Consider the following 22,643-nt stretch of genomic DNA (forward strand, 5'->3'; position numbering starts at 1 on the left):
GTTGCAATTCTTGCATAGCTTGCCAGATGGCTTAGACTTGGATTTGACATTTTCGATGGGGCTTCGGAGCGTTTCTTCCGCGCATTCCGCTCGCTGCGTCGGTAATCCTCCCTTTTCCAGCGAGTCTTCGGCCACATGCAAGCTCCGATCCATGCCAAAGTCGTCATCATCGGTTCCGGCCCTGCTGGCTATACGGCGGCGATCTACGCGGCACGAGCTATGCTGGAGCCGGTGCTGATTCAGGGCATCCAGCCAGGCGGCCAGCTCACCATCACCACCGACGTGGAGAACTATCCGGGATTTGCCGACGTCATCCAGGGTCCCTGGCTGATGGAGCAGATGGAAAAGCAGGCGACGCATGTCGGCGCCCAGATCAAGACGGACCTCGTGACCAAGCTGGAGCTGGGACAGCGTCCGTTCCGCCTGACCTGCGACTCCGGTGACGTCTACCTCGCCGAGACCATCATTCTGGCGACCGGCGCCCAGGCGCGCTGGCTCGGGCTGCCGTCGGAGGAGACGTTCAAGGGCTTCGGGGTCTCGGCCTGTGCGACCTGTGACGGCTTCTTCTATCGCGGAAAGGAGGTCGTCGTCGTCGGCGGCGGCAACACCGCGGTCGAGGAAGCGTTGTTCCTGACCAATTTCGCATCGACCGTCACCGTCGTACACCGGCGCGACCATTTCCGCGCCGAGCGCATCCTGCAGGAGCGGCTGTTCAAGCATCCCAAGATCAAGGTCGTCTGGGACAGCGCCCTCGATGAGATCTGCGGCGCCGGCTCGCCATCCAAGGTCACGCATGTCCGGCTCAAGAACGTCAAGACCGGCGCGCTCACCGAGCTGCCCGCCGATGGCGTGTTCGTTGCAATCGGCCACGCGCCGGCAACCGAGCTGGTCGCGGGGCAACTGAAACTGAAGCCTTCCGGTTACGTCGAGGTGGTGCCGGGCTCGACCGCGACCTCCGTTCCCGGCGTGTTTGCAGCCGGCGACGTCGCCGATGAAACCTATCGGCAGGCGATCACCGCAGCCGGCATGGGCTGCATGGCCGCCCTCGAGGCCGAACGCTTCCTCGCCCACGCCGCGAGCGAACGCGCCGCGGCGGAATGAACTGACGATGCCACGATCACGGGATGGATTTACGGATATGGATTGGGACAAGCTGAAGGTGTTTCACGCAGCGGCGGAAGCAGGCAGCTTCACGCATGCCGGGGAGCAGCTCGGGCTGTCGCAATCGGCGGTGTCGCGCCAGGTCAGCGCGCTCGAGCAGGAGCTCGCAGTCTCGCTGTTCCACCGCCATGCCCGCGGGCTGATCCTGACGGAGCAAGGCGACCTCCTGTTCCGAACCGCGCATGACGTCTTCATGCAGCTGCAGGCGGCGCGCGCCAAGCTGACCGACAGCCGCGAGCGCCCGAGCGGCGACCTGAAGATCACGACCACGCCGGGCGTCGGCATCAACTGGTTGATCCCGCGACTCGGAGAATTCACCGCGCTCTATCCGGAGATCCGGATCTCGCTGATCGTCACCGACGAGGAGCTTGATCTGTCGATGCGCGAGGCGGACGTGGCGATCCGCACCCGCAAGCCGACTCAGCCCGATCTGATCCAGCGCAAGCTGTTCGCGATCAGCTTCCACGCCTATTGTTCACCGGAATATGTCAAGCGCTTCGGCACGCCGCGCACGCTCGACGAGCTCGATGATCATCGCATCATCATGCTGGCCGACGGCCAAGTCGCGCCGCATCTCCAGAACCGCAGCTGGCTGGTCGATGCCGGCCGCAACGGCTCCGGTCCGCGCGAGGCCTATTTCAGGGTCAACAACATTCTCGGCCTGGTCCGCGCCTGCCAGCAAGGACTCGGCATCGCCGCGCTGCCGGACTACCTCGTCGAGGAAAACAGCCGTCTCGTGCAATTGTTCGGAGAGTCGGATTCGATCCAGCTCGACACCTACTTCGTCTATCCCGAGGAATTGAAAACGGTCGCTCGCGTTCAAGTGTTCCGTGACTTCGTCGTGAGCAAAGCGCAGCGCTGGCCGGCGTAAGATTGTGCATGTCTGACATGCGGCTTGCATGGTTGCTGCGACGCCATGCGAGAGCCCATACTGAGGATGTGCTGAGCGTTGGCGTTGCGCATTGTCCCCCTCCTCCAGTGGCGCGAGCGTTCAGAAATCCCTCTTGGAAGGTGATTGTGTCGGCCGCTTTGGCCAATACCTCCAGCCGGGCTCATTTGGGCCCGGCTATTTTTTTGCCGAATGTTTCCGTGTCGTGCCCGATGCGGCGTTGACAGCATCGCCCGCACCGCGCATCTAGATCTTATGTCCACGTCTTCGCACGCCAAGTTGTCGTCGAAAAAAGCTCCCCTCCCGGGGACATGTGGACGCGCGCGCTAGAACCTCTCGAATTCACCGCCGCATCACCAGCCCCGCCGCGAGGACGGGGCTTTTTTTGCGTGTCCCGTCTCCGGCTCCTGCCAACCCAAGGAGATGGACCATGACCGACGTTACGACCCGATTGCAGGGCCTCTGGCTGCCCCTGATCACGCCGTTCCGCGATGGCGCGCTCGACGAACCATCCTTACGCAGTCTGGTTCGGCACTACGCCGCCAAGCGGATCGATGGACTGGTGCTCGGTGCCACGTCAGGCGAAGGACTGGCGCTGTCATGGGACGAGCGCGCCCGTCTGATCAGCGTGGTCCGGGACGAGCTCGACACCACCGGCCGGTCGCTGCCGATCTGTCTTGGTGTCGGCGGCGTGGCGACGGCCGAGGTGATCGAAGCGCTCGACCGAACCGCGTCATGGCCGATCGACTTCTATCTGATCTCGAGTCCGCCTTACGTGCGTCCGTCGCAGCGCGGCCTGCTGGCGCATTTCACCGCGTTGGCTGACCGCACCGCCCATCCGATCGTGCTCTACAACATTCCCTATCGGTCGGCGGTCGGCCTCGACAACGAGACGTTGCTGCAGCTCGCCGAGCATCCCGCCATCGCTGGGCTCAAGGATTGCTGCGCCAACCGCACGCAGACGCGCGACCTGATCACGCGCCGGCGCGCTGGCTTTCATATCCTGACGGGCGAAGACGCCCAGAGCTTCGATGCGCTGCAGGCCGGTGCCGACGGCGCCATCCTGCTCTCGGCGCATCTGGAGACCGAGACGTTTGCCGCAATCCTGCAGCACGTAAAGGCCGGCCGTCACGACGCGGCAGCAGCGTGCTGGGCGCAGGTCGAGCATCTCACGCGGCTGCTGTTCACCGAGCCGAGCCCGGCCCCGGCCAAGTACTGGCTGGCGCGGACCGGCGTCATTGCGAGCCCCGAAGTGCGGCTGCCGATGGTGGAGGTTGGCGACGACCTCGCCGCACGGCTGGATCAGCAGATCGAGCGGCGCCAGCCGACGACCACGCAGAACCGCGTTGCCTGAGCACGCCCCAACCTATTCGCCGGCTCTGCCTTGCCGTCCCGATCGGGACGGCCAGGCAGAGCCGCGCCACCGCTGCGGAGCCGGAGCAGAATCTCCGTGGTTAATCCGAGCTAACAAACGCGATCAAAAGCGGCGCAGTCCGCAACCTCGTGTTTAAAGATGTTCCGCTATGGATGTTGAAAACATCAAAGAGCGCGAGGGCGTCGTGGCTTTGCAGGATCATCCATACCCTGAGCACCAGGGGTTCAGCGTCGAAGACATTCTCTGGGCGGTCGGGATCTGGTCCGTCATCCTGACCCTGACGCCGGCAATCGCCTTCTATTTCCTGATGGTTGCCTGACCTCGCCGCGCCCTCTCGCGCGGCGCGAGGTCGGCACTCACGCCAGATCGTGTGACCCGACGCAAAAAACGCGCGGAAGACCGCGCGTCGATGCCTCATCTGATGCCGCGATCAGGCCGCCTGCTTGTGCATGGCGCCGTTGGCCGACACAGTCCCGCGAATCGCCCGCACCGAACGCTCGATCGCAGCCCAGAGGCGTGCGATCTCGGCCGCAGCCCGGCCCTCCGCATAATATTCCCGCACGCCTTCACCCTGGCCCAGCGCCATCAGCAGATCGGCGCGGTTGGTGATCTGGCCGCCCCACACCGGGGCCTTGAACTTCGCCAGCGCCTCGCGGGCGATGGTGACGATCGGGCTTTCGGCATCGTCGCGGCGCGCCGGCGCGCCATTGAGAACGACCGCGTAGGGCTTGCGCGCGGCGCGGCAGGTCTGGATCGTCTCCTGTACCGCGTTGACGTCGAACACGCCGGGGCGGGCCGGGATGATCACCATGGTCGCGTTCTTGATCGCATCCTCGACGACGGCCGAGATGGTCGGCGGCGTATCGATCAGCACCCATTCGACGCCGTCGCGGCGGGCGGCGGACACGATCGCGCTCACCGAGTTCACGGCCGTCTTGATCGGCGGCTCGTTGGTGCCGCGCAGCTTGTGCCAAAGCGTCAGCGACCCCTGCGGGTCGGCATCGATGAGCAGACAAGACTTGCTCGACTTGATCTGCGCAGCGAGATGGGCGGCCAGGGTGCTCTTGCCTGAACCGCCCTTACGCGATGCGAAAACAATAACGTTCATACCTTGGCCTCCAGATTGACCCCGGCAGCGAAAATGAATCAGCGGACTGATTCGCGGAAGATAAATTTAGCGATCGATAAGACGTAACTCCTGATTGCCGAAACGCATTGGTTTTTGAGTCACACCAAAGCAGGCAAAACAGCAGATCAGGCCGCGATGTTCGACAACATCCGGTCATGCCCCATCGCATTTACATGTTGAGGCTGCGCGTCGAGAACCGCCGCCATTCCCGGTGCCGCCAAATGCGGCCATCGGCATCGCTCACGTCGCGTCCGGTCGCGTCGACTTCTTCGATTTGCCGGCGCGCGCAGTGATCGGCTTCCTGGTGACAAGACGAATGCTCATCGGCCGCTCCGCGCGGCCCGATGACGCTGTCTGGCGCTCTGGCGGCCCGAATTGGGCGCGGCATGGCGGCGACAGCTCGGCCTTGCGGCGGACCATGCAGGCGGTGACACGATCGACATCGGGAATGTCGGAACTACAAAGCCGGAACGCATCGCCTGTGCACGCCTGCTCCTGCTCGGCGGTATAGGCCCGTGCGGTTACGGGGACTAACAGCGCGGCTATAGCGATCAGTACGGCAGAGATGCATGGATCGAGATCAATCCCTCTCATCGCCCCCTCCCCCTCGTTGCCGCCAACTGTGATTGAAGGAGACCGGATTCGCAAGCAACGGCGCCACGCCGTGCTACCGATCCGGCGCAGCAAAACCGCAAGCGAGCGCACGATCCGGCGATATATCCGTCGAAATACGGAGACCGGGCTCGGGCTTCCGCGACCAAAGCTCTGCGCCCACGCCCCGGCCCTGCGCGAGAGGTCGCGACGGGGCTACAAATCACGGCGCAGGATCAATGGGGCGCGGAGCACGGATGGAGGTGAGCTTGCGAACGGCACAGCGATGGGCGTGGCCATGGTACAGTTGGGTGGGCTCGAACCACCGACCTCCTGTTCCACAGACAGGCGCTCTAACCAACTGAGCTACAACTGCATCCGCATGGGACGGCCCACGAGGGGCGTCCGAACGGGCCGGAAACTAGGTGCAACGGGCGAATTTGGCAAGGCCGAGAACGGATAAAGTCCCCTGCCGTGACGGCGTTTTTTGACGCCGCTTCGGCCCGAACGAGCCCCCGTGCAAACGGCGAGCCCCAGAAAGCAAACCCGGCCGCGAACGCGCCCGGGTCATGGATCTCCCGCCGTCCATGTCGGCACACGGCCGTACCGCGCACCCGGCGAGACTTGAGGCTGGCCCTCAGGCCGCCGTCTTGAACAGCTTGGTGGCGCTTTCCTTGATCGGCTCAACCGTCTCGGCCGCAACCTTCTGGCCGAGCTCGCCGAGCTCCTTGGCCTGGGCCGTGAAGGTCTCGAACTGCTTGCGCGCGAAGCCCGTCCAAAGCTCCATCGCCTCCGACGGCGACTTCACGCCGAACAGCTCCTGGGCGAAGTCGAGCGAAGCCGTGGTATTGGCCTTCGTGAATTCCATGACCTTGGACGAGTAGGCGCCGGCGCCCTTGCTGGCGTTGGCGAAGAAGGCCTCGATGGCCGAATTGTGGGTTTCCGCTGCGTCCTTGAACTTGGCGTAGTTCTCGCGGGCCTGGGACACGCCTTTTTCGGCGAACGCGCGCATCTGCTCGGGAACCTCGAACGGGATGATGGACGCGGAGAAAGGATCGGTGGCATTGGTCATGGCATGCATCCTTCGAAACATTGAGACTGGACCGTCCCGGCAATCGGGACGTCACTTCGGATCACGCAGAGGAACCGCCCCTGGGAGGTAACAACCTCGCGTAGAGCTATATCGTGGCGCTTTTGTGCAACGCAACGGAAATTCCACCATCAGGAACTGTTTGCCGCACCCGCTTCCAGATTTTTCGGGAGCGGAGAACGTTCCGTCAGGCCTTAGGCTTTGTGGCGTCGATCGCAACCTTGCCGATGGCCTGCCCCATTTCGCTTGCCTGCTCGGCGAGCGACCGCATCTGGCCCTGAACAAATTCGCCGTGCAGCCGCAGCACCTCGGGCAGGTCCTTGGCGTGCACCAGCGATTGGGCGTAGTCGAGCGACGACTGGACGTTCTTTTCAGCGTAGGACAAGACCTTGGCGCCGATGTCCTTGGCCCCGGCCCGCACCGTCGTGCTGCGGTGTTCGAGCGAGCCGGCCGTCGCCTCCGCTCCAGCCAAGAACTTCTCGAACGTCTGACGTGCCTGGTTGAAGCCTGCCTCCGCCATCGCCCGCATGTCTTTCGGAATCTCGAATCGTCGCCCGTCGTCGGTCATGGTTCCCTCCTTCTGACGTCACGATTGGCTGGCGCCCTTAGCGCCTCGTCCTCGCGGTGACCGTCCCGTTGCCCGCGCAGCTCTCGACCTGCCCAGGTATCATCGTGGTCCCCAACAGGAGGGTTCGCCGCGATTCCGCGCGCTGCGGCTCACGAGGAACACATTAAGGTTATCCAAGCTTTAGCAGGACAGGAGCGCGGCCCCGCCGTGGACCTCGGCCCTCAAAACGCGCGATAGTAACGAATTCTTAACGCGACCAGTTCCGACCGCCGATCCGTCGGCCGATCAACATCACAAGAGCCGTTTGCCGTCGTCGCCCATGACCTACGCCGATCTCGAATTGCAGGCCCTCAGCGACCCCCGGCTGGCCGTCCACGCCGCCGGCAGTCTGCCGGCCTGGCTATGGTCGGCCGATGGCAGCCGTGTGCTGTGGGCCAATGCGGCCGGTGCGCGCGCCCTCGGCGCGGCGAGCGCAGCGGCGCTGATTGCTAAGACGCTCGGCCCTGCCGACGCGCATCGTCGCCAGGTCGCTCAATTGGGACGGCGGCTGCCCGAGACCGGCGCCTTGCGGCTCGAACGCCTCCGTGGCTTCGGCGCGCCGCTCGGCACGCTCGCGACCTGCGGCTGCGCCCGGATCGATCTGCCGGATGGCACGCGCGCGGTGCTGATCACCGGCACCGACGGGGGTGGACGTAGCTTCCCCCTGGCGGATCGCCTGAAGCGGCTCGTGGAGACGAGTGAGCATGCGCTGATCGCATTCACCCAGGACGGTCAGTTCGCCGGCAGCAGTTCAGCCGGACGGCGCCTGTTTGGCATGCGCGACCTGAGCGAGCCGGATTTCGTCGGGATACGCAGGGCGGCGCTGGCCGATGGCATGGCCGAGGTGACGTTCGGCACGGAGCGCGCAGCGCTCTACCGCATCGGCAGCGGCAACCAGGTCGGGCTGGTGGCCGTCCCGATGCCGGCCCCTGCCGAGGAGATCGAGGCGCCGGGCACGGCGCCAATACCTGAGCCAACCGCGGATGCCGCCCCGGCATCACCAGCCCCCGTGGATGTTGCCGCTGGGCCCGCGGTCGTGACTTCGCCTCCTCTTCCGATGGATGCAATGACTGAACGCCAAACCGACGACGAATCCCCCGCGCTGTCGAACGAAGCGCCGGCCGAGTTCCTGCTGATCGACGATCCGGCCGAGGCCGACCTGTTCAAGGCGTCGGCGCCGCAAACGGAAGATCACGCGCATCCTGCCGATTCCGGCGCGGCGGACCCTTCAGTCGGCCGCCGCCATCCGCTCCGATTTTCCTGGCAGATGGATGCCGAGGGACGGTTCTCGATCGGCTCCGATGAATTCACCCGCCTGATCGGGCGGCACAGCGCCGCCAAGCTCGGCCATCCCTGGCATGAGCTCGCTGCATCGCTAGGCCTCGATCCCGAAGGGCGAATCAGTGCCGCGATCGAAACGAAAGAGACCTGGAGCGGGATCGTCGTCAGCTGGCCCGCGGAGGGCGAGCGGCTTGCGGTCGAATTGTCGGGACTGCCTGTCCTGACGGAGGACAGAACCCATGCCGGCTATCGCGGCTTCGGCGTCTGTCGCGACCTCGACGCCCTGGACCGGCTGGCCGCACTGCGTCGCCCCGCATCGACCGATGCAGCCGCGACTGATGCTCCGGACGCCGACGAAACCGAACCTGCCCAATCCGACCATGTGCAGGCCGCAGATGTGCAGCCGCAGCAGGACAACGTCACTGCGTCATCGCGTGAGGCTTCCATTGCGCCGGACGTACACCACATCGACGGCATCGGGCTCGAAACGACCGGGAACGTGGTCCCGTTCCGCGCTCCGGGCGAGTCCAAGCATCCGGTGCTCACGCCGGTGGAGAACAGTGCGTTCCATGAACTCGCGCGTCAGCTGTCGGCTCGGCTCGAAGGCGAGATCCGCAACTCAGCCGCGGGCGTCGCGAGTGCGGCGCTCGAGCCGGGATCGCGCGTGAGCGATCCGTCGGTCCCGCCGCAGCAGCAGGCTCCGTCGGCGACGGAAACGGCGACCGATCATGGCGCGGAGCTGCAGACCGAATGGCTCAGCCCCGAGGAGCCGCCGGCCCAGGGCGACAGTCAGCGTGACCGCATCCTGCTCGACCTGCTGCCGACGGGCATGCTGATCTACCGGCTCGATCGGCTGCTCTATGGCAATCCGGCCTTCTTCAGGCAGATGGGCTACGCCGATCTTGCGGCCCTGGAGCAGGCAGGCGGGCTCGATGCGCTCTATGTCGAGCCGGGCGTGTCGTCCGCGTCGAACAAGTCGGAGGCCGGCACCCCCGTCACGATCTCGGCCGCCGACGGCTCCTCCAGCGAGGAGGTGAAGGCGGAAGCCCGCCTGTTCACGATCACCTGGGACGGCGATACCGCCCATGCCCTGATCTTCGCTCCGGCGCCCGGCACCGCAGCCGCGGTTCCGACGGCGGCCGACGCCGCACCGATGTCGGCGCCGGCCTCGGCTGCACCGGCCCCCCTGGTCGTGGCCCCGCCTCCGGCCGCCGGCCACGCCGAAGCCGAAGATCTTGCGGCGATCCTCGACGTCACAGCCGAGGGCATCCTGATGTTCGACGCCGGCGGCAACATCCACGCCTGCAACCGCAGCGCCGAGGCGCTGTTCGGCTACGATGGCGCGGCGCTGGTGCGCCGTAACCTGATCGAGCTGTTCGCGCCGGAAAGCGCCCGCCTCGTGCTCGATGACCTCGACAGCGTGCAGCAGGACGGCGCGTCGAGCGGGCTCGATCAGGGCCGCGAGGTGCTCGGGAAGGTCGCTCAGGGCGGCGTCATTCCGTTGTCGATGGCAATTGGCCGGACCCGGCCCAACGGTCCGAATTTCTTTGCCGTGTTCCGCGACCTGTCGCAACTCCATCGCGGCGATAGCGAGTTGCTGCAGGCTCGTCGCGTGGCCGATCGGGCCGCCAACGCCAAGGCCGACATGCTGGCCCGGATCAGCCACGAGGTGCGCGCGCCGCTGAACGCGATCATCGGCTTTGCCGAGGTCATGATCGGCGAACGTTTCGGCACGATCGGCAACACGCGCTACGCCGAATACATGAAGGACATCCGCGCCTCGGGCGAGCGCGTCGTCTCCCTGATCGACGATCTCTTGGAGCTGTCGCGCATCGAGACCGGCAAGCTCGAGCTCACCTTCACCAGCCAGAACCTCAACGAGCTGGTGGAGAGCTGTGTCGCAGTGATGCAGCCGCAGGCTAACCGCGCCCGCATCATCATCCGCACCTCGCTGTCGCAACTGCTGCCGCCGGTCATCGCCGACACAAGGGCGCTGCGCCAGATCGCGATGAACCTGATCTCGGCCTCGATCTCGCTGGCAAATCCCGGCGGCCAGGTCATCGTCTCGACCGCGCTGACCGATTTCGGCGAGGTCGCGCTGCGCGTGCGCGACACCGGTCATGGCCTGAACGATCAGGAGGTGGCCGCCGCGCTCGAACCGTTCCGTGCGCCCTCGGCTTCCGAGCAAGGCCCCGATGGCGCCGGTCTCAGCCTGTCGCTCACCAAGGCGCTGGTCGAAGCCAACCGGGCGCAGTTTCATATCAAGGCGGCGCCGAAATCCGGCACGTTGATCGAGGTGGTGTTTCCCCGCGCCGTGGCGCGCAATCAGAGCACTGGTTGAGCCGATCCCGCCCGCCGCACGGCCAGTGACCGACGCTTGAGACCGAGCAGAAGCGGACCGAACACCAGGACGAAGCCGGCGAATGCGACGATCCAGGCCAACGCCGCGACGTGCAGCAGCACCTCGCCGTGCGCCGGCGCCACTGCGGCGCAGATCCGCGTCACCGCTGCGATGATGATCGCCAGATAGATCGCCTGGGTCGCGGGCGCGGCCGTCAGCGCCTGGCCGGTGTGGCCGAGCGTGGCCCGCGTCATCACGGAAAGCGTCGTGATGCCGGCGGCTCCGACCATCCAGGCATGCAGCCCGGCGCTTGGCAGAATCCATCCGAGGCTGGCGGCCGCCGTGAGCAGGAAGCCGAGCGGGACGAACATGTAACCGACATGCAGGATGACCAGCAGCCGTTCGCGCAAGGTGCGATCGCCGGCCCAGCGCGCGAGCCTCACCACATGCAACATGCCGGCCGCAGCCAGCGCGAGCGCGGTCGGCGCGCTCTCAGGAACCAGGATCCAGCCGAGCAGGCTCAGCGCGCTGAGCAGCACGACCGCGATGTCGAAGCGGCCGAACGGCGCCGGCAGCCGGCCGGGATTGTGCTTGACCAGCCAGTTGCGCGTGAAGCTCGGCGTGATGCGGCCGCCGATCAGCGCGAGCAGCAGCACGATCACGGCAACGCCGACGCGGATCGCGTAATCGGCCGAGCCACGCAGATGGGCCTCGACGTGGAAGGCGATGTTGCCGGCGCACAGCACCGTGACGATCGCGACCACCGGCAGATTGCGCCAATTGCGCCCGGCGACGATCTCGCGCGCCGCGGCCAGGACGACGAGCACGAGGAAGCTCGCATCGATCAGCAGCGCGGCCCACCAGGGACCCAGCGCCGACACCGTGACGGCCAGTCGTCCGGCCGTCCATACGAGCACCAGGGTGAGCAGCGGCAGGCCCCGGATCGGCAGCCGTCCGGTCCAGTTCGGAATCGCCGTGAACAGGAAGCCGGTGACGATGGCCGGCAGGTAGCCGTAGAGCATCTCGTGCACGTGCCAGTCTCGGGGGGCAAAGCCCGAGCTCAGCTTCAGCTCACCGTAAAAGGCCGGGAGCCAGATCAGGATCGCCAGCGCAGCCTGGAGCGCGCCGAGCAGGAAGAACGGCCTGAACCCGTTGGCGAGGACGGTCCAGCCCTGATAGTTGCGTGGAATGGCCATGTGCATGCTCGCTCGATGAAGGACGGGAACCGCACCGATCTCGGCGCTGTGCTTAACATGTAGTTGCGCGTCGCCCACTATGGCTTGCGCCAGCACAAACTTCCGACGGATCGCAAAAACGTGCTATTGAGCGCCGCAAAATTGAGCCGAATCCGGCCCCGGAGAACATCATGGCTTCCATCGACCGTTCGCTGGTCGCGCATCTGCCGCTGTTTGCAGGGCTGTCCGCTGAGGATCTCACGGACGTGCTGCGGGAGGCCCGCTCCCTTCGCGTCCCCCGCAACGGCGCGGTGTTCGAGCAGGGCGCCGATGCGACCTCGTTCTTCCTGCTGCTCCACGGTCATGTCCGCGCCAGCAAGACGACGCCCACCGGCGACCAGATCGTGGTGCGCTATGTCGTGCCAGGGGACACGTTCGGCGTCGCCCCCGCCATCGGACTCCAACATTATCCGGCGACAGCGACCGCCGTCGATGACAGCATCGTGCTGGCCTGGCCGTCCGCCTCATGGCCGCGGCTGGTCGCGAAGTTCCCATCGCTGGCGGCGAACACGCTGCAGACGGTCGGCCAGCGGCTGCAGGAAAGCCATGCGCGCGTGATCGAAATGTCGACGCAGCAGGTGGAGCAGCGCATCGCGCATGCGCTGCTTCGGCTCGCCAACCAGGCCGGCCGCAAGCTCGATCATGGCGTGCAGATCGATTTCCCGATCAGCCGGCAGGACATTGCGCAGATGACCGGGACGACGCTGCACACGGTGAGCCGCATCCTCTCCGGCTGGGAGCAGCTCGGCCTGGTCGAAAGCGGCCGTCAGAAGATCGTCCTGCGCGAGCCGCACAAGATAGTGCTGCTGGCGCAGCAGGGCGCCGGCGACGCGGCCGCATCCCGCACCTGATCACGTGCAGGCACACAGGGCCGCGAGGAACGCGTCGGGATCGACGCCATGCTCGTGGCAGGCATCCGCGACGTTGTGAAAACAGGCGATCGGGCAACCGACGCAACGCATCTGGAAAGCAAGAAAGACGCCGATCGTCTCCGGCCTTCGCCGCATGACATCGTCGACCAGTTCATCGAAGGAGATTGGCATGCGCGCCTCCATTCCAGCGCGAACGGTAGCGGGCATGCCCTTTGCGGTCTTTGTCGCGGCACAAGCACCGCGGCACCTCGACAGTCAGACCGCCCGGCTGTGCAGCTGCTTCGACGCGTCGAGATGCGCATCGAACGCCGCAGCGACGCTGCGCACCAGGAACCGGGAATGCTCGGTCACCGCGAGCGTACCGCCGTTGAGCTCCACCACACCGTCGGAGATCAGCGATTGCAGCCGCGGCGCCGATCTCAGCATGTCGTCGGCGTCCGTGCCATGGCGGGTGCAGATGACGTCGAGATCCACGCCGTAGTCGCACATGATGCGCTCGATGATGTCCGCCCGCAGGCGGTCGTCATCGGTCAGTCCATAGCCTTTCACGGTCGCGAGGCTGCCGGACGCGATCTTCTGCTCATAGGCCCGGACCTGCGGCGCGTTCTGGACATAGCCTTGCGGCAGCTGTCCGATCGCCGAGGCGCCGAAGCCGAGCAGCAGATCATTGGTATCGGTCGTGTAGCCCTGGAAATTACGATGCAGCCGGCCTTCGCGGAACGCGATGGTCATCGGGTCCGTGGGCAAGGCGAAATGATCGAGCCCGATCTGGACGTAGCCTGCGTCCTTCAGCGCGTCAGCGATCGCGCACGCCTGATCGTAGCGTTCCAGACTGTCCGGCAACGCCGAGTCCTGAATCTTGCGCTGGTGCGTCTTGAACGATGGCACATGAGCGTAGCCGAACACGGAGAGCCGGTCGGGGCGCAGGTCGATGGCGCGCCGGACGGTGTCGAGACAGGACTCGACGCTCTGATGCGGCAGTCCGTAGATCAGGTCGAAGTTGATGCCGGCAACGCCGGCCTGACGCAACCCGTTCGTGGCCGCCGCAGTCTGCTCGAAGCTCTGCACGCGGTTGATGGCCTGCTGCACCCGCGGATCGAAACTCTGCACGCCCAGGCTGGCGCGATTGACCCCGCTCACCCCCAGCGCCGCGATCATCTCCGCCGTCAGCGTGCGCGGATCAATCTCGATGGCGATCTCCGCCGATGGCAACACGAAAAAGGAATGGCGCAGCGATCCGACGAGATCGACGAAGGACTCCGGCGCCATGATGGTCGGCGTGCCGCCGCCGAAATGAATGTGCCCGACCTGCAGCCGCCGGCCGATCTGGCGCGCCACCATGTCGACCTCGCAACGTAGTGCCGATTCGTAGACCGCAATCGGCTCGTCGCGTTTGGCGACCATGGTGTTGCAGCCGCAATACCAGCACATCGAGCGACAGAAGGGCACGTGCAGGTACAACGATGCCGTCGCGCTTGCTGGTATCGCGCGCAGCCATTCTGCGTAGGTGGACGGGCCGACCGCGGTGGAGAAATGAGGCGCCGTGGGATAGCTGGTGTAGCGCGGGAGGCGCTCCTGTCCGTAGCATGCTGCAAGATCTGGTCTCATGTCCTGCCTGTCACCTGAGCGTGTCGACCTGGGGTTCGGAGGTTCTTGACACAAGGCAAGGGGGACGACCTTGAGCTTTCTCAAGGCGCGGCCGGCAGATGCCCTGTTGAAGCAGTAGAACGCCGGTGATCACCGCGGACTTTGCGCTTCCTCAAAGTGGCCGGCTCATTTCGCGTCATCATTGATTCACCGACGATTCGAGGAAACCGCAATGGAAGCTGTGCAACTGCTGATCCGTTCATTTGCTGTCCTCGCTGGCATCCGCGGCCATATCCCCCAGTCCGACGGCTTCGAATCGTTCCGCGACGAGTCGGGGCCCGCAGGCCTGCTCGGCAACATCGCCATGTTCATGACCACGGTGTTCTGCATCGCGGCGGCAGTGGCCTTCATCGTGTTGCTGGCGGTGCGCTGGCTGAGCTGACGAGTTCGGGAGCCCATCGTCGATCGGTCCAGAGCTGTGCTCGGAAGCGCGCATCATAGCGCCCGCGATTCTCGTGCCGTATGGGCAAACGGACAGATCCCATCTTATCGCGTCGTCGCGCGGGACAGTCCGACCCGCTTTGCTCCGCACCCTGTCCGGCCTCCCAAGAAACTGCGCGCCGATGCAACTCATTCGCGCGCTGCGCGGGCGCAGCCGCGCCAAATTCGCTCAAAATCCGCCGCCTGATTCCGCAATTGCGAAGTTGCTTGTTGCAGCACAAACAAGCCGAGTTCCAACGGGAGCATGGTGATTGCGGCACTACAACAGATCCAATGAAGGAGCGATCCATGTTGACCCGCCGCACCGCCATGTTCAGTGCAGCCATCGCCGCGATGATGCTTGCGGCTCCCGCGATGGCCGAGGACCTCAAGCTGCCGCGCCAGAAGGTCGATCTGGTGGCTCCGCCGTTCGTGCATGCGCACGAGCAGGCGACGAAGCAGGGGCCCAAGATCATGGAGTTCAAGCTCGTGGTCCAGGAAAAGAAGATGGTGATCGACGAGAAGGGCACCACCTTCCAGGCCATGACGTTCAACGGCTCGATGCCAGGCCCGCTGATGGTGGTCCATGAGGGCGACTATGTCGAGGTGACCCTGGTCAATCCCGCGACCAACAGCATGCCGCATAACATCGACTTCCACTCCGCGACCGGAGCGCTGGGCGGCGGCGCGCTGACCCTGGTCAATCCGGGCGAGCAGGTCGTGCTACGCTGGAAGGCGACGCGGACCGGCGTGTTCGTCTATCACTGCGCCCCCGGCGGACCGATGATCCCCTGGCATGTCGTCTCCGGCATGAACGGCGCCGTGATGGTGCTGCCGCGCGACGGTCTCAATGACGGCCGCGGACACGCGCTGCGCTACGATCGCATCTACTACATCGGCGAGCAGGACCTCTACGTCCCGCGCGACGAGAAGGGAAACTTCAAGTCCTACGACTCGCCCGGCGAAGCCTATAGCGACACCGAGGAGGTCATGCGCAAGCTCACGCCGACCCATGTGGTGTTCAACGGCAAGGCCGGCGCGCTCACCGGAAAGAATGCGCTCACGGCCAATGTCGGCGAGAACGTTCTGATCGTGCACTCGCAGGCGAACCGCGACAGTCGTCCGCATCTGATCGGCGGTCACGGCGACTATGTCTGGGAGACCGGCAAATTTTCCAACGCGCCGGAGACCGGGCTCGAGACCTGGTTCATCCGCGGCGGCTCGGCGGGCGCCGCGCTCTACAAATTCCTGCAGCCCGGCATCTACGCCTACGTCACCCACAACCTGATCGAGGCGGCCAATCTCGGCGCGACGGCCCATTTCAAGGTCGAAGGCAAGTGGAATGACGACCTGATGATGCAGGTCAAAGCCCCGGCGGAGATTCCGACCGGCACGACGAACTGATCGGCCCTGGGGGCCGGCGTATCCGGCCCCCACTCTCCTGAGTGTGCTGCCATGCTGCTCGCTTTCAAGCTCAAGCTCACCATCGCCTGCGTCGTCGGATTGGCTGGCCCGACCGCAATGGCACCGATCCTTGCCGATCTGCCAAACCGCGCTGCGGACCTCGACGGCCCCGCCCTCACCGAGATCGCACCTGGTACGATCAGCTACCGCGACTCCGGTGACCATCTCCGCGGCGGGCGGCAGGCCGAAGCGCCCATCACGACGGTCCGCATTGATCATCCGCTGACGATCATGACGAACCAGGTCAGTGCCGCGGACTACCACGCCTGCGTCGAAGCGCATGCGTGCCGCGCGCTCGATCGCAACGTTCCCATCGCCAGCGATCGCCCGGCCGTGCAGGTGAGTTGGCATGACGCGGTGGCCTACGCCGAATGGCTCTCACACCGGACCGGCCATAGCTATCGTCTGCCGACCGATACCGAGTGGGCCTATGCGGCGGGCAGCCGCTTCAAGGACGATGGCGTCTCGATCGACGACGCCGATCCCTCGCGACGCTGGATTGCCCGCTACGAACGGGAAGCCGCGCTGCAAGAGGACTCCGAGACGCGCGGCTTCGGCAGCTTCGGCATCAACGAGCACGGCATTGCCGACCTCGCGGGCAATGTCTGGGAGTGGACCTCGACCTGCTTCACACGCAAGATGCAGGATAGCGCAGGTCGCGTCACCAAGACCGTCAGCAATTGCGGCGTGCGGCTGGCCGAAGGCGCGCATCGAGCCTACGTGACCGACTTCATCCGCGACGCGCGCGCCGGCGGCTGCGCCTCCGGCACGCCACCTGCCAATCTCGGCTTCCGGCTGGTCCGCGAACAGCCCTCATGGAGCCGCAGCATGACGCGGCGTCTCAGCCGGCTCCTCGGCGCCATTCGCGCCTGACCCGGCGTGCTCAGCGTTAAGCACGCTCGACAGCAACCGACGCCGGTGCCGGATCGGCGGTGCCCTGACACTGGCACAAATGACAGTCACGCAAAATCAACTTTCGATTGCGAGATGCAAGCTACAAACGTTAGACAATTTTCGTTGAGAGACGCGATAAGCGGACCAGGAGGCGAGTGTGAATTCTCGACATCCGCCGGTCTTCTTCACGTCCGACCTGCACGGGTACGGAATTGGTAACACCAGCTGGTTCGACGACGATTCGCCCCGCGCACTGGCTGGACGCTGCCTCATCGACGCGCTCGAATATCTGCGGACGTCGCCCAAATTCGCCGCCAAGGACTGGCACGTGGTGAATGCGGGCGCGGCGCGTCTCGTGCACCAATGTCTCACGGACGGCGCGCTGGCGCGCAAGGATATTCTCGATCGTGTGGCTCCCGCCATCGAACAGGTTTGCGCACGGATCGTCGCGAGCCGCCAATATCGCATTCCGTTCTATGGCGACGACTTCTGGGACTGGGCCAGTGTGGTCGACGGTTTGTGCGAGGTGCAGCAGGTTTCGGTGACGGCGGGCCAGGTGGCAAGACGCGAGCTCGACCAGTTTCGCAGGACCGTCCACATCCGCATCCCGAGCGGTCTCTCGGTCGGGGACCCCGAGCACGAATGGTTCGGACCGGCGATCGCAACACGCGCCTATCGTCTGCTGGATTCCCGCGCATCGGGAATAGATCCCGACCTGCGCAACGAGTTGCAGGCGCAATCGCTCGAACGCATCGAGCGCGGCAGGTATCGCGGGAGGCAGGTGACCCCGTGGCAACTGAGCTGGCACTACGGTCAGGTCGTCGGCGAATTTCAGCGTGCCGCCAGCGAGCAGGCCGCCGAGCTGGCTGATTTTGCCTGGCTCGCCGTTCCACTCGAACTTGGCCAGCGCGCCCAGGTTCTCGCGCGCATCCTGCAAGGAGCCTACGCCGTCAAGGACCGCAGAACCGTCCTGCAGGCATTGGAGGAGCTCTACCGTTGCGAGACACCCGGCCGCCCGCTCGGCCAGGGCGTGATCGGCGCCGGCATCGAGGCCTCTCTGGACGTGCTCGAAGCGCTGTGGCAGCAGCTCGATGGTCGGGAGAAGGCCAGCATCAACGCGATGCTCGACGCGCTGCGATTTCTCCATGCCAAAGCCAACACGATCGGTTTCCTGGTCGAAACGCCGGAGGATATCGAAGCCCTGGTCCAGGCCATGGGCCCGGGCACACTGATTGAACAGCGCAACGCGGCGCGCGCCATCATCAGGCATTCCTGCTTCCATGCGGTCGTGTGCCTCGGGCGATCGATGGCCGAGGTGGCGAGCGCGGCCGCAGTGGCGATCGAAGAGCATGGGGCGCAGTGGCTGATCATGCCGGGACGGGCCGAAGCACTGGGCCCGAATCTCCCGCACGCGGCCCGCGGCCCGCGATTCGTCGGCGCCGGCCCCGGTGATCTCGTCATTGCCACCGCGGTCGCGCCATTCCGGATTCAGATCAAGCTGCGCGACGCGCTCAGCATTGCCGAGCCGCCCTTGGTCGATGACAGCGGAATGATCATTCCGGCCGATCCCGAGCTTTGCCGCCTCGCGCATGAGGCCGCGGATGGCATGCTGGATGACATCGGCGTGTTCTTCGAAGGAATGACGGTGACGTGCGATGGCGACGGCACGAATGCCGAGATCTCGGCAGCGTTTCCAGGCGCGCTTGCGACGGATAACATGGCCTATGCGATGGGGCTGATCTGCCTCAGCCGCAGTGTGCCGTGTCTCATCATTCAGGGGCTGGCGGAGACCGCCCAGTCCTCTGCTGCGAGCCCGCCGCGGCGAGCGGCATGCCGGCTCGCCGTCAAGGTCGCGGAGATGCTGTGCCGGCGCTGGTAGCCGCGCCCTCAGGCATTCTTCAGCGCGACCCGGAACTCGGCTTCGGTCTTGGCCTTGACCTCGTCGAGCGTCACGCCGTCGGCGAGCTCGATCAGGGCCATGCCGTCATTGCCGTGCTTGTCGATCGTGAACACCGCCAGATCGGTCACCACCATGTCCACCACGCGCTCGCCGGTCAGCGGCAAGGTGCACTGCTTGAGCAGCTTCGGGCCGTCCTTGGCGCTGTGCTCCATGACCACGACCACGCGCTTGACGCCGGCGACGAGATCCATCGCGCCGCCCATGCCCTTCACCATCTTGCCGGGGATCATCCAGTTGGCGAGATCGCCGTTCTGGGCGACCTGCATGGCGCCGAGGATCGACAGGTCGATGTGGCCGCCGCGGACCATGGCGAAGGATTCGGCTGACGAGAAATAGCTCGTGATCGGCAGCTCGGTAACGGTCTGCTTGCCGGCATTGATGAGGTCGGGATCCTCCTCGCCCTCATAGGGGAACGGACCCATGCCGAGCATGCCGTTCTCGCTCTGCAGCGCGACGTCGACGCCCGGCGGAATGAAGTTGGAGACCAGCGTCGGAATGCCGATGCCGAGATTGACGTAGTAGCCGTCCCGCAGCTCCTTGGCGGCGCGCGCCGCCATCTGCTCTCGCGTCCAGGCCATCAGACTTCCTCCCCGGCTGCGGCGGCGGCTTCACGTTTGCGCACGGTGCGCTGCTCGATGCGCTTGAGCGCAGTTCCGACCTGGATGATGCGCTTCACGAAGATGCCCGGCGTATGAATGTGGTCGGGATCGATCTGGCCGGCCGGCAGCAGATGCTCGACCTCCGCGACCGTCACCTTGGCCGCCGTGGCCATCATCGGATTGAAGTTGCGCGCGGTCTTGCGGTAGACGAGGTTGCCGGCGGTGTCGCCCTTCCAGGCGTGCACGATCGCCAGATCGGCAAACAGACCGCGCTCCATCAGATATTTCTCGCCGTCGAACTCCCGCACCTCCTTGCCCTCCGCGACCAGCGTGCCGACGCCGGTCTTGGTGAAGAAGGCCGGGATGCCGGCGCCGCCGGCGCGGATGCGCTCGGCCAGGGTGCCCTGCGGGCAAAATTCGAGCTCCAGCTCGCCGGCCAGATATTGCTGGGCAAACAGCTTGTTCTCGCCGACATAGGACGAGATCATCTTCTTGATCTGCCGCGTCTCCAGCAGCCGGCTCAGGCCGATGCCGTCCACCCCGGCATTGTTGGAGATGACGGTGAGGTCCTTCACCCCGGACTCGCGAATGGCGTCGGACAGGGTTTCTGCGATGCCACAAAGACCAAACCCACCCGACATGATGGTCATGCCGTCCTTGAGGAGGCCGGCAAGGGCGGATTTGGCGTCCGGATAGACCTTGTTCATACGGGAATGACCTGATGGAGAGCGGCGACCGCGCGGATATCGACCGGATTATTAGGCGAAATCTTCGCAATGCGTCAATGATGCCTTCCCAACGCGCACATCCTGCTTTAGCTGTCGCACCAGCCTGCGCCTCCGTGGCGATCCGGAGTCCGGAATATCAGGGCTCCGCCGCAATCCGGCCACACCGGCGGCGTGGCCTTGAAAGCGTCAAGAAAGCGCATCAAGTTGTTGATGTTGGCAGGGGTTTTCGGCGCACCCTGCCCATCCCGCGTAACCAGCGATCCGACGATCCCAGGACATGTCCGTGACCATGGCCCAAGGAATGAGGCGCCTCGGCACACCGATCGCGGTGCTGCTGGGCATCGCGTTCGTGGCCCTGCTGGCGAGCTCCTGGCTGGTCAATCGCGAGGCACTGCGGCAGGCGGTGGAGAGCCAGATCCGCGCCGTGACCGGGCTCGAGCTCGTCGTCAAGGGACATATCGACGTCTCCTTGTTTCCGGGCAGCTATGTCTCGTTCCACGATGTCGGCCTGAAGGGCAGCGGCACCGAGGATCCGGCCCTGCGCGTCGACGTGCTGACCGCCAATCTACAGTTGTTGCCGCTGCTGTTGCAGCGGTTCGAAATCGCCGATGTCATGATGCTGCGGCCGCAGATCAACGTCACCCGCGAGGCCGACGGCAACAGCAACTGGACTCCCTTCATCGAGACCATCGCGCGCACGATGCGTCCGGGGCCGGACAGCCAGATGTCGTTCTCCGAGATCCGCATCCAGGACGGCATCCTTGTCTACGAGGACACCGACCACCACGCGTCCGAGCGGCTCGACGATATCGACCTGTCGCTCGCCTGGCCGTCGATCTCGCGCTCGTTCGCGGCGACCGGGCAGTTCGATTGGCGCGGCCAGCGCATCGAGGGCTCCATCAGCGTCAGCGACTTCCTGGCTGCGCTGTCGGGGGACCGGTCCGGCTTGAAGATGCGGCTCGCCAGCGCGCCGCTGAAGGTCGCCTTCGACGGCACGGTCGCGAACCGCACCAGCGCGCTGATGGAAGGCACGCTGACGGTGGATAGCCCTTCGCTCCGCGATGCGCTGCGCTGGACGGGGCAGACGCCGCTCGGCGGCGGCGGCTTCGGGCGCTTCGCCTTGCGTGCCCGCGCCAACGTGGTCGGCGCCTCGATCGCCCTCACCAATGTCAACGTCGAACTCGACGGCAACACCGCCGAAGGCGTGATGACCTACGCCAATAACGGCCGGCAGACGCTGCAGGCGACGCTGGCGGCCGACGCGCTCGACTTCACCCCCTACATCTCGACGGTCCGGCTGCTGGCCAATGGGGCCCGCGACTGGAATCGGCAACTCTTCGACCTCAAGGCCTTGTCCACCACTGACCTCGACATGCGGCTATCGGCCGCAAAGGTCACGGTCGGCTCCTCGAAAATCGGACGCACGGCCTTCGGCGCCAACCTGCGCAACGGCGTGCTCGCCCTCTCGGTCGGCGAGGCTCAGATGTATGGCGGCATCGTGCGCGGCTCGTTCGGAATCGCCCGTGCCGACACCGTGGCCGACGTGAAGGCTGAGCTGCAATTCAACGATGTCGATCTGCAGGCCTGCGCGAACGAGATGTTCGGCGTGTCGTCGCTGTCGGGACGCGGCAATCTCAACGTCTCGCTGACGGCTTCGGGCTCGAGCCCGTTCGGGCTCGCCCAGTCGCTCGACGGCAGCGCCAACCTGCAGGGCCGCGATGGTGCGATCTCCGGCTTCAACGTCGAGCAGCTCCTGAAGCGCCTCGAGCGCAGCCCGCTGTCGCGCGGCGGCAATTTCCGCTCCGGTTCGACGCCTTACGATTCGCTGACGATCGCGGTCAAGTTCTCCGAGGGCATCGCGACCGCGGAGGACATCCGCGTCGAGAGCCCGACCGCGCGCATCACGATGACCGGTACGGCCTCGGTGCCGACACGGGAATACGATTTCAAGGGCGTCGCGAGCCTGCTGTCGTCCGGCAACGGCAGCAACGGCTTCGAACTGCCTTTCGTCGTCCAGGGCCCCTGGGAAGATCCACTGATCTTTCCCGATCCGGAAAGCCTGATCCGCCGCGCTCCGGCCGCCGCCCCTCTGCTCGATGCGGTCAAGGACCGCAAGACGAGGGATGCGGTGCGCTCGGTGTTGGAACGATTCACCGGCGGCGGATTGCGCCCGGCGCAGCCAGACACTGCGCCGCAGGCTGACGCCCCGACGGGCGACCCTCCCACCAAGCAGAACTGACCGACGCGGCTTGCTTCGCGTGCCGATACGCGCCGCCGTCACGACCTATGTCTGATATATTACTTCTGGATCACGTCGGGTCCCTGGGCTAGTGTCCGGCCGCAACCGATCAAGCAAGATC

At 65.4% G+C, this 22,643-nt stretch carries 20 protein-coding genes and 1 tRNA gene; 11 read left to right on the top strand and 10 right to left on the bottom strand.

Translation table 11 applies throughout. The features are described 5' to 3' along the window. Positions 1–135: 135 nt before the first annotated feature. From trxB to ACQR03_RS26380, 4 genes are all read left to right on the top strand, one after another. Entirely contained in the window at positions 136–1,101 is a 966-nt protein-coding gene (gene trxB, locus ACQR03_RS26365) for a thioredoxin-disulfide reductase (RefSeq protein ID WP_316171510.1), read from the top strand. A gap of 7 nt (positions 1,102–1,108) precedes the next feature. Next, positions 1,109–2,032, top strand: a complete 924-nt coding sequence (locus ACQR03_RS26370) for a LysR family transcriptional regulator (RefSeq protein ID WP_315717522.1) — start codon at positions 1,109–1,111, stop codon at positions 2,030–2,032. A gap of 448 nt (positions 2,033–2,480) precedes the next feature. Then, on the top strand, positions 2,481–3,404 hold the full coding sequence (gene dapA, locus ACQR03_RS26375; RefSeq protein WP_315810592.1) for a 4-hydroxy-tetrahydrodipicolinate synthase: 924 nt from the start codon (positions 2,481–2,483) through the stop codon (positions 3,402–3,404). A 169-nt stretch (positions 3,405–3,573) separates the two neighbouring features. After that, positions 3,574–3,744 carry a hypothetical protein gene (locus ACQR03_RS26380; RefSeq protein WP_315717524.1) on the top strand — a complete coding sequence of 57 codons (171 nt, stop codon included), beginning with the start codon at positions 3,574–3,576 and terminating at the stop codon, positions 3,742–3,744. 111 nt (positions 3,745–3,855) lie between these two features. On the opposite strand, the gene ACQR03_RS26385 is transcribed toward ACQR03_RS26380, so the two are convergent. From ACQR03_RS26385 to ACQR03_RS26405, 5 genes are all read right to left on the bottom strand, one after another. Then, a complete protein-coding gene (locus tag ACQR03_RS26385) occupies positions 3,856–4,533 on the bottom strand; it encodes a ParA family protein (protein WP_231327589.1) in 678 nt (225 codons plus the stop codon). A 261-nt stretch (positions 4,534–4,794) separates the two neighbouring features. Beyond that, on the bottom strand, positions 4,795–5,148 hold the full coding sequence (locus ACQR03_RS26390; RefSeq protein WP_316186056.1) for a hypothetical protein: 354 nt from the start codon (positions 5,146–5,148) through the stop codon (positions 4,795–4,797). A gap of 296 nt (positions 5,149–5,444) precedes the next feature. Then, positions 5,445–5,521 (bottom strand) — tRNA-His (locus tag ACQR03_RS26395). A 261-nt stretch (positions 5,522–5,782) separates the two neighbouring features. Further along, a complete protein-coding gene (locus tag ACQR03_RS26400; protein ID WP_315755004.1) occupies positions 5,783–6,217 on the bottom strand; it encodes a phasin in 435 nt (144 codons plus the stop codon). 205 nt (positions 6,218–6,422) lie between these two features. Then, complete coding sequence (locus tag ACQR03_RS26405) at positions 6,423–6,803, bottom strand: phasin family protein (RefSeq protein ID WP_315755002.1); 381 nt, start codon at positions 6,801–6,803, stop codon at positions 6,423–6,425. 319 nt (positions 6,804–7,122) lie between these two features. On the opposite strand from ACQR03_RS26405, the gene ACQR03_RS26410 reads away from it, so the two are divergent. Next, positions 7,123–10,464: a sensor histidine kinase gene (locus ACQR03_RS26410; RefSeq protein WP_316193567.1), complete on the top strand. Its 3,342-nt coding sequence runs from the start codon at positions 7,123–7,125 to the stop codon at positions 10,462–10,464. Here the strand turns inward: ACQR03_RS26410 and ACQR03_RS26415 are convergent. Next, positions 10,449–11,660: an NnrS family protein gene (locus ACQR03_RS26415; RefSeq protein WP_434841623.1), complete on the bottom strand. Its 1,212-nt coding sequence runs from the start codon at positions 11,658–11,660 to the stop codon at positions 10,449–10,451. The genes ACQR03_RS26410 and ACQR03_RS26415 overlap by 16 nt on opposite strands. A 170-nt stretch (positions 11,661–11,830) precedes the next feature. Here ACQR03_RS26415 and ACQR03_RS26420 point away from each other — a divergent pair, with 170 nt between their 5' ends. Then, complete coding sequence (locus ACQR03_RS26420) at positions 11,831–12,550, top strand: Crp/Fnr family transcriptional regulator (RefSeq protein WP_316186052.1); 720 nt, start codon at positions 11,831–11,833, stop codon at positions 12,548–12,550. Here the strand turns inward: ACQR03_RS26420 and ACQR03_RS26425 are convergent, their stop codons facing one another. Together ACQR03_RS26425 and hemN are read right to left on the bottom strand one after the other, a co-directional pair. Continuing rightward, the gene (locus ACQR03_RS26425; protein WP_315717532.1) at positions 12,551–12,742 is read right to left on the bottom strand and encodes a DUF1858 domain-containing protein; all 192 of its coding nucleotides are present in this window, start codon (positions 12,740–12,742) and stop codon (positions 12,551–12,553) included. Positions 12,743–12,826: 84 nt separating this feature from the next. After that, positions 12,827–14,179 carry an oxygen-independent coproporphyrinogen III oxidase gene (gene hemN, locus ACQR03_RS26430; protein WP_434841622.1) on the bottom strand — a complete coding sequence of 451 codons (1,353 nt, stop codon included), beginning with the start codon at positions 14,177–14,179 and terminating at the stop codon, positions 12,827–12,829. Between the two features lie 211 nt (positions 14,180–14,390). Between hemN and ACQR03_RS26435 the strand changes: the two genes are divergently transcribed. From ACQR03_RS26435 to ACQR03_RS26450, 4 genes are all read left to right on the top strand, one after another. After that, the gene (locus ACQR03_RS26435) at positions 14,391–14,600 is read left to right on the top strand and encodes a hypothetical protein (protein WP_316195337.1); all 210 of its coding nucleotides are present in this window, start codon (positions 14,391–14,393) and stop codon (positions 14,598–14,600) included. Between the two features lie 347 nt (positions 14,601–14,947). Continuing rightward, positions 14,948–16,042, top strand: a complete 1,095-nt coding sequence (gene nirK / locus ACQR03_RS26440; protein WP_316195338.1) for a copper-containing nitrite reductase — start codon at positions 14,948–14,950, stop codon at positions 16,040–16,042. Between the two features lie 51 nt (positions 16,043–16,093). Then, positions 16,094–16,975 carry a formylglycine-generating enzyme family protein gene (locus tag ACQR03_RS26445; RefSeq protein ID WP_434841621.1) on the top strand — a complete coding sequence of 294 codons (882 nt, stop codon included), beginning with the start codon at positions 16,094–16,096 and terminating at the stop codon, positions 16,973–16,975. A gap of 178 nt (positions 16,976–17,153) precedes the next feature. Next, positions 17,154–18,875, top strand: coding sequence for a hypothetical protein (locus ACQR03_RS26450; protein WP_434841620.1), 1,722 nt, complete (start codon positions 17,154–17,156; stop codon positions 18,873–18,875). Between the two features lie 8 nt (positions 18,876–18,883). Here the strand turns inward: ACQR03_RS26450 and ACQR03_RS26455 are convergent, their stop codons facing one another. Together ACQR03_RS26455 and ACQR03_RS26460 are read right to left on the bottom strand one after the other, a co-directional pair. Next, a complete protein-coding gene (locus tag ACQR03_RS26455; protein ID WP_315717539.1) occupies positions 18,884–19,534 on the bottom strand; it encodes a 3-oxoacid CoA-transferase subunit B in 651 nt (216 codons plus the stop codon). Beyond that, entirely contained in the window at positions 19,534–20,262 is a 729-nt protein-coding gene (locus tag ACQR03_RS26460) for a CoA transferase subunit A (protein WP_315717540.1), read from the bottom strand. The genes ACQR03_RS26455 and ACQR03_RS26460 overlap by 1 nt, the downstream gene beginning before the upstream one ends. A gap of 310 nt (positions 20,263–20,572) precedes the next feature. On the opposite strand from ACQR03_RS26460, the gene ACQR03_RS26465 reads away from it, so the two are divergent. Next, positions 20,573–22,522: an AsmA family protein gene (locus tag ACQR03_RS26465; RefSeq protein ID WP_434841686.1), complete on the top strand. Its 1,950-nt coding sequence runs from the start codon at positions 20,573–20,575 to the stop codon at positions 22,520–22,522. Positions 22,523–22,643: the final 121 nt, after the last annotated feature.

Source organism: Bradyrhizobium sp. HKCCYLS3070 (genome assembly GCF_051167575.1).
In the GTDB taxonomy this organism is placed as follows: Bacteria; Pseudomonadota; Alphaproteobacteria; order Rhizobiales; family Xanthobacteraceae; genus Bradyrhizobium.

Bases quoted from the DNA above. Each gene is read 5' to 3' on its own strand.
- trxB (WP_316171510.1), top strand. From the start codon at position 136: ATGCAAGCTCCGATCCATGCCAAAGTCGTCATCATCGGTTCCGGCCCT.
- ACQR03_RS26370 (WP_315717522.1), top strand. From the start codon at position 1,109: ATGCCACGATCACGGGATGGATTTACGGATATGGATTGGGACAAGCTG.
- dapA (WP_315810592.1), top strand. From the start codon at position 2,481: ATGACCGACGTTACGACCCGATTGCAGGGCCTCTGGCTGCCCCTGATC.
- ACQR03_RS26380 (WP_315717524.1), top strand. From the start codon at position 3,574: ATGGATGTTGAAAACATCAAAGAGCGCGAGGGCGTCGTGGCTTTGCAG.
- ACQR03_RS26385 (WP_231327589.1), bottom strand. From the start codon at position 4,533: ATGAACGTTATTGTTTTCGCATCGCGTAAGGGCGGTTCAGGCAAGAGC.
- ACQR03_RS26390 (WP_316186056.1), bottom strand. From the start codon at position 5,148: ATGAGAGGGATTGATCTCGATCCATGCATCTCTGCCGTACTGATCGCT.
- ACQR03_RS26400 (WP_315755004.1), bottom strand. From the start codon at position 6,217: ATGACCAATGCCACCGATCCTTTCTCCGCGTCCATCATCCCGTTCGAG.
- ACQR03_RS26405 (WP_315755002.1), bottom strand. From the start codon at position 6,803: ATGACCGACGACGGGCGACGATTCGAGATTCCGAAAGACATGCGGGCG.
- ACQR03_RS26410 (WP_316193567.1), top strand. From the start codon at position 7,123: ATGACCTACGCCGATCTCGAATTGCAGGCCCTCAGCGACCCCCGGCTG.
- ACQR03_RS26415 (WP_434841623.1), bottom strand. From the start codon at position 11,660: ATGGCCATTCCACGCAACTATCAGGGCTGGACCGTCCTCGCCAACGGG.
- ACQR03_RS26420 (WP_316186052.1), top strand. From the start codon at position 11,831: ATGGCTTCCATCGACCGTTCGCTGGTCGCGCATCTGCCGCTGTTTGCA.
- ACQR03_RS26425 (WP_315717532.1), bottom strand. From the start codon at position 12,742: ATGCCAATCTCCTTCGATGAACTGGTCGACGATGTCATGCGGCGAAGG.
- hemN (WP_434841622.1), bottom strand. From the start codon at position 14,179: ATGAGACCAGATCTTGCAGCATGCTACGGACAGGAGCGCCTCCCGCGC.
- ACQR03_RS26435 (WP_316195337.1), top strand. From the start codon at position 14,391: ATGGAAGCTGTGCAACTGCTGATCCGTTCATTTGCTGTCCTCGCTGGC.
- nirK (WP_316195338.1), top strand. From the start codon at position 14,948: ATGTTGACCCGCCGCACCGCCATGTTCAGTGCAGCCATCGCCGCGATG.
- ACQR03_RS26445 (WP_434841621.1), top strand. From the start codon at position 16,094: ATGCTGCTCGCTTTCAAGCTCAAGCTCACCATCGCCTGCGTCGTCGGA.
- ACQR03_RS26455 (WP_315717539.1), bottom strand. From the start codon at position 19,534: ATGGCCTGGACGCGAGAGCAGATGGCGGCGCGCGCCGCCAAGGAGCTG.
- ACQR03_RS26460 (WP_315717540.1), bottom strand. From the start codon at position 20,262: ATGAACAAGGTCTATCCGGACGCCAAATCCGCCCTTGCCGGCCTCCTC.
- ACQR03_RS26465 (WP_434841686.1), top strand. From the start codon at position 20,573: ATGGCCCAAGGAATGAGGCGCCTCGGCACACCGATCGCGGTGCTGCTG.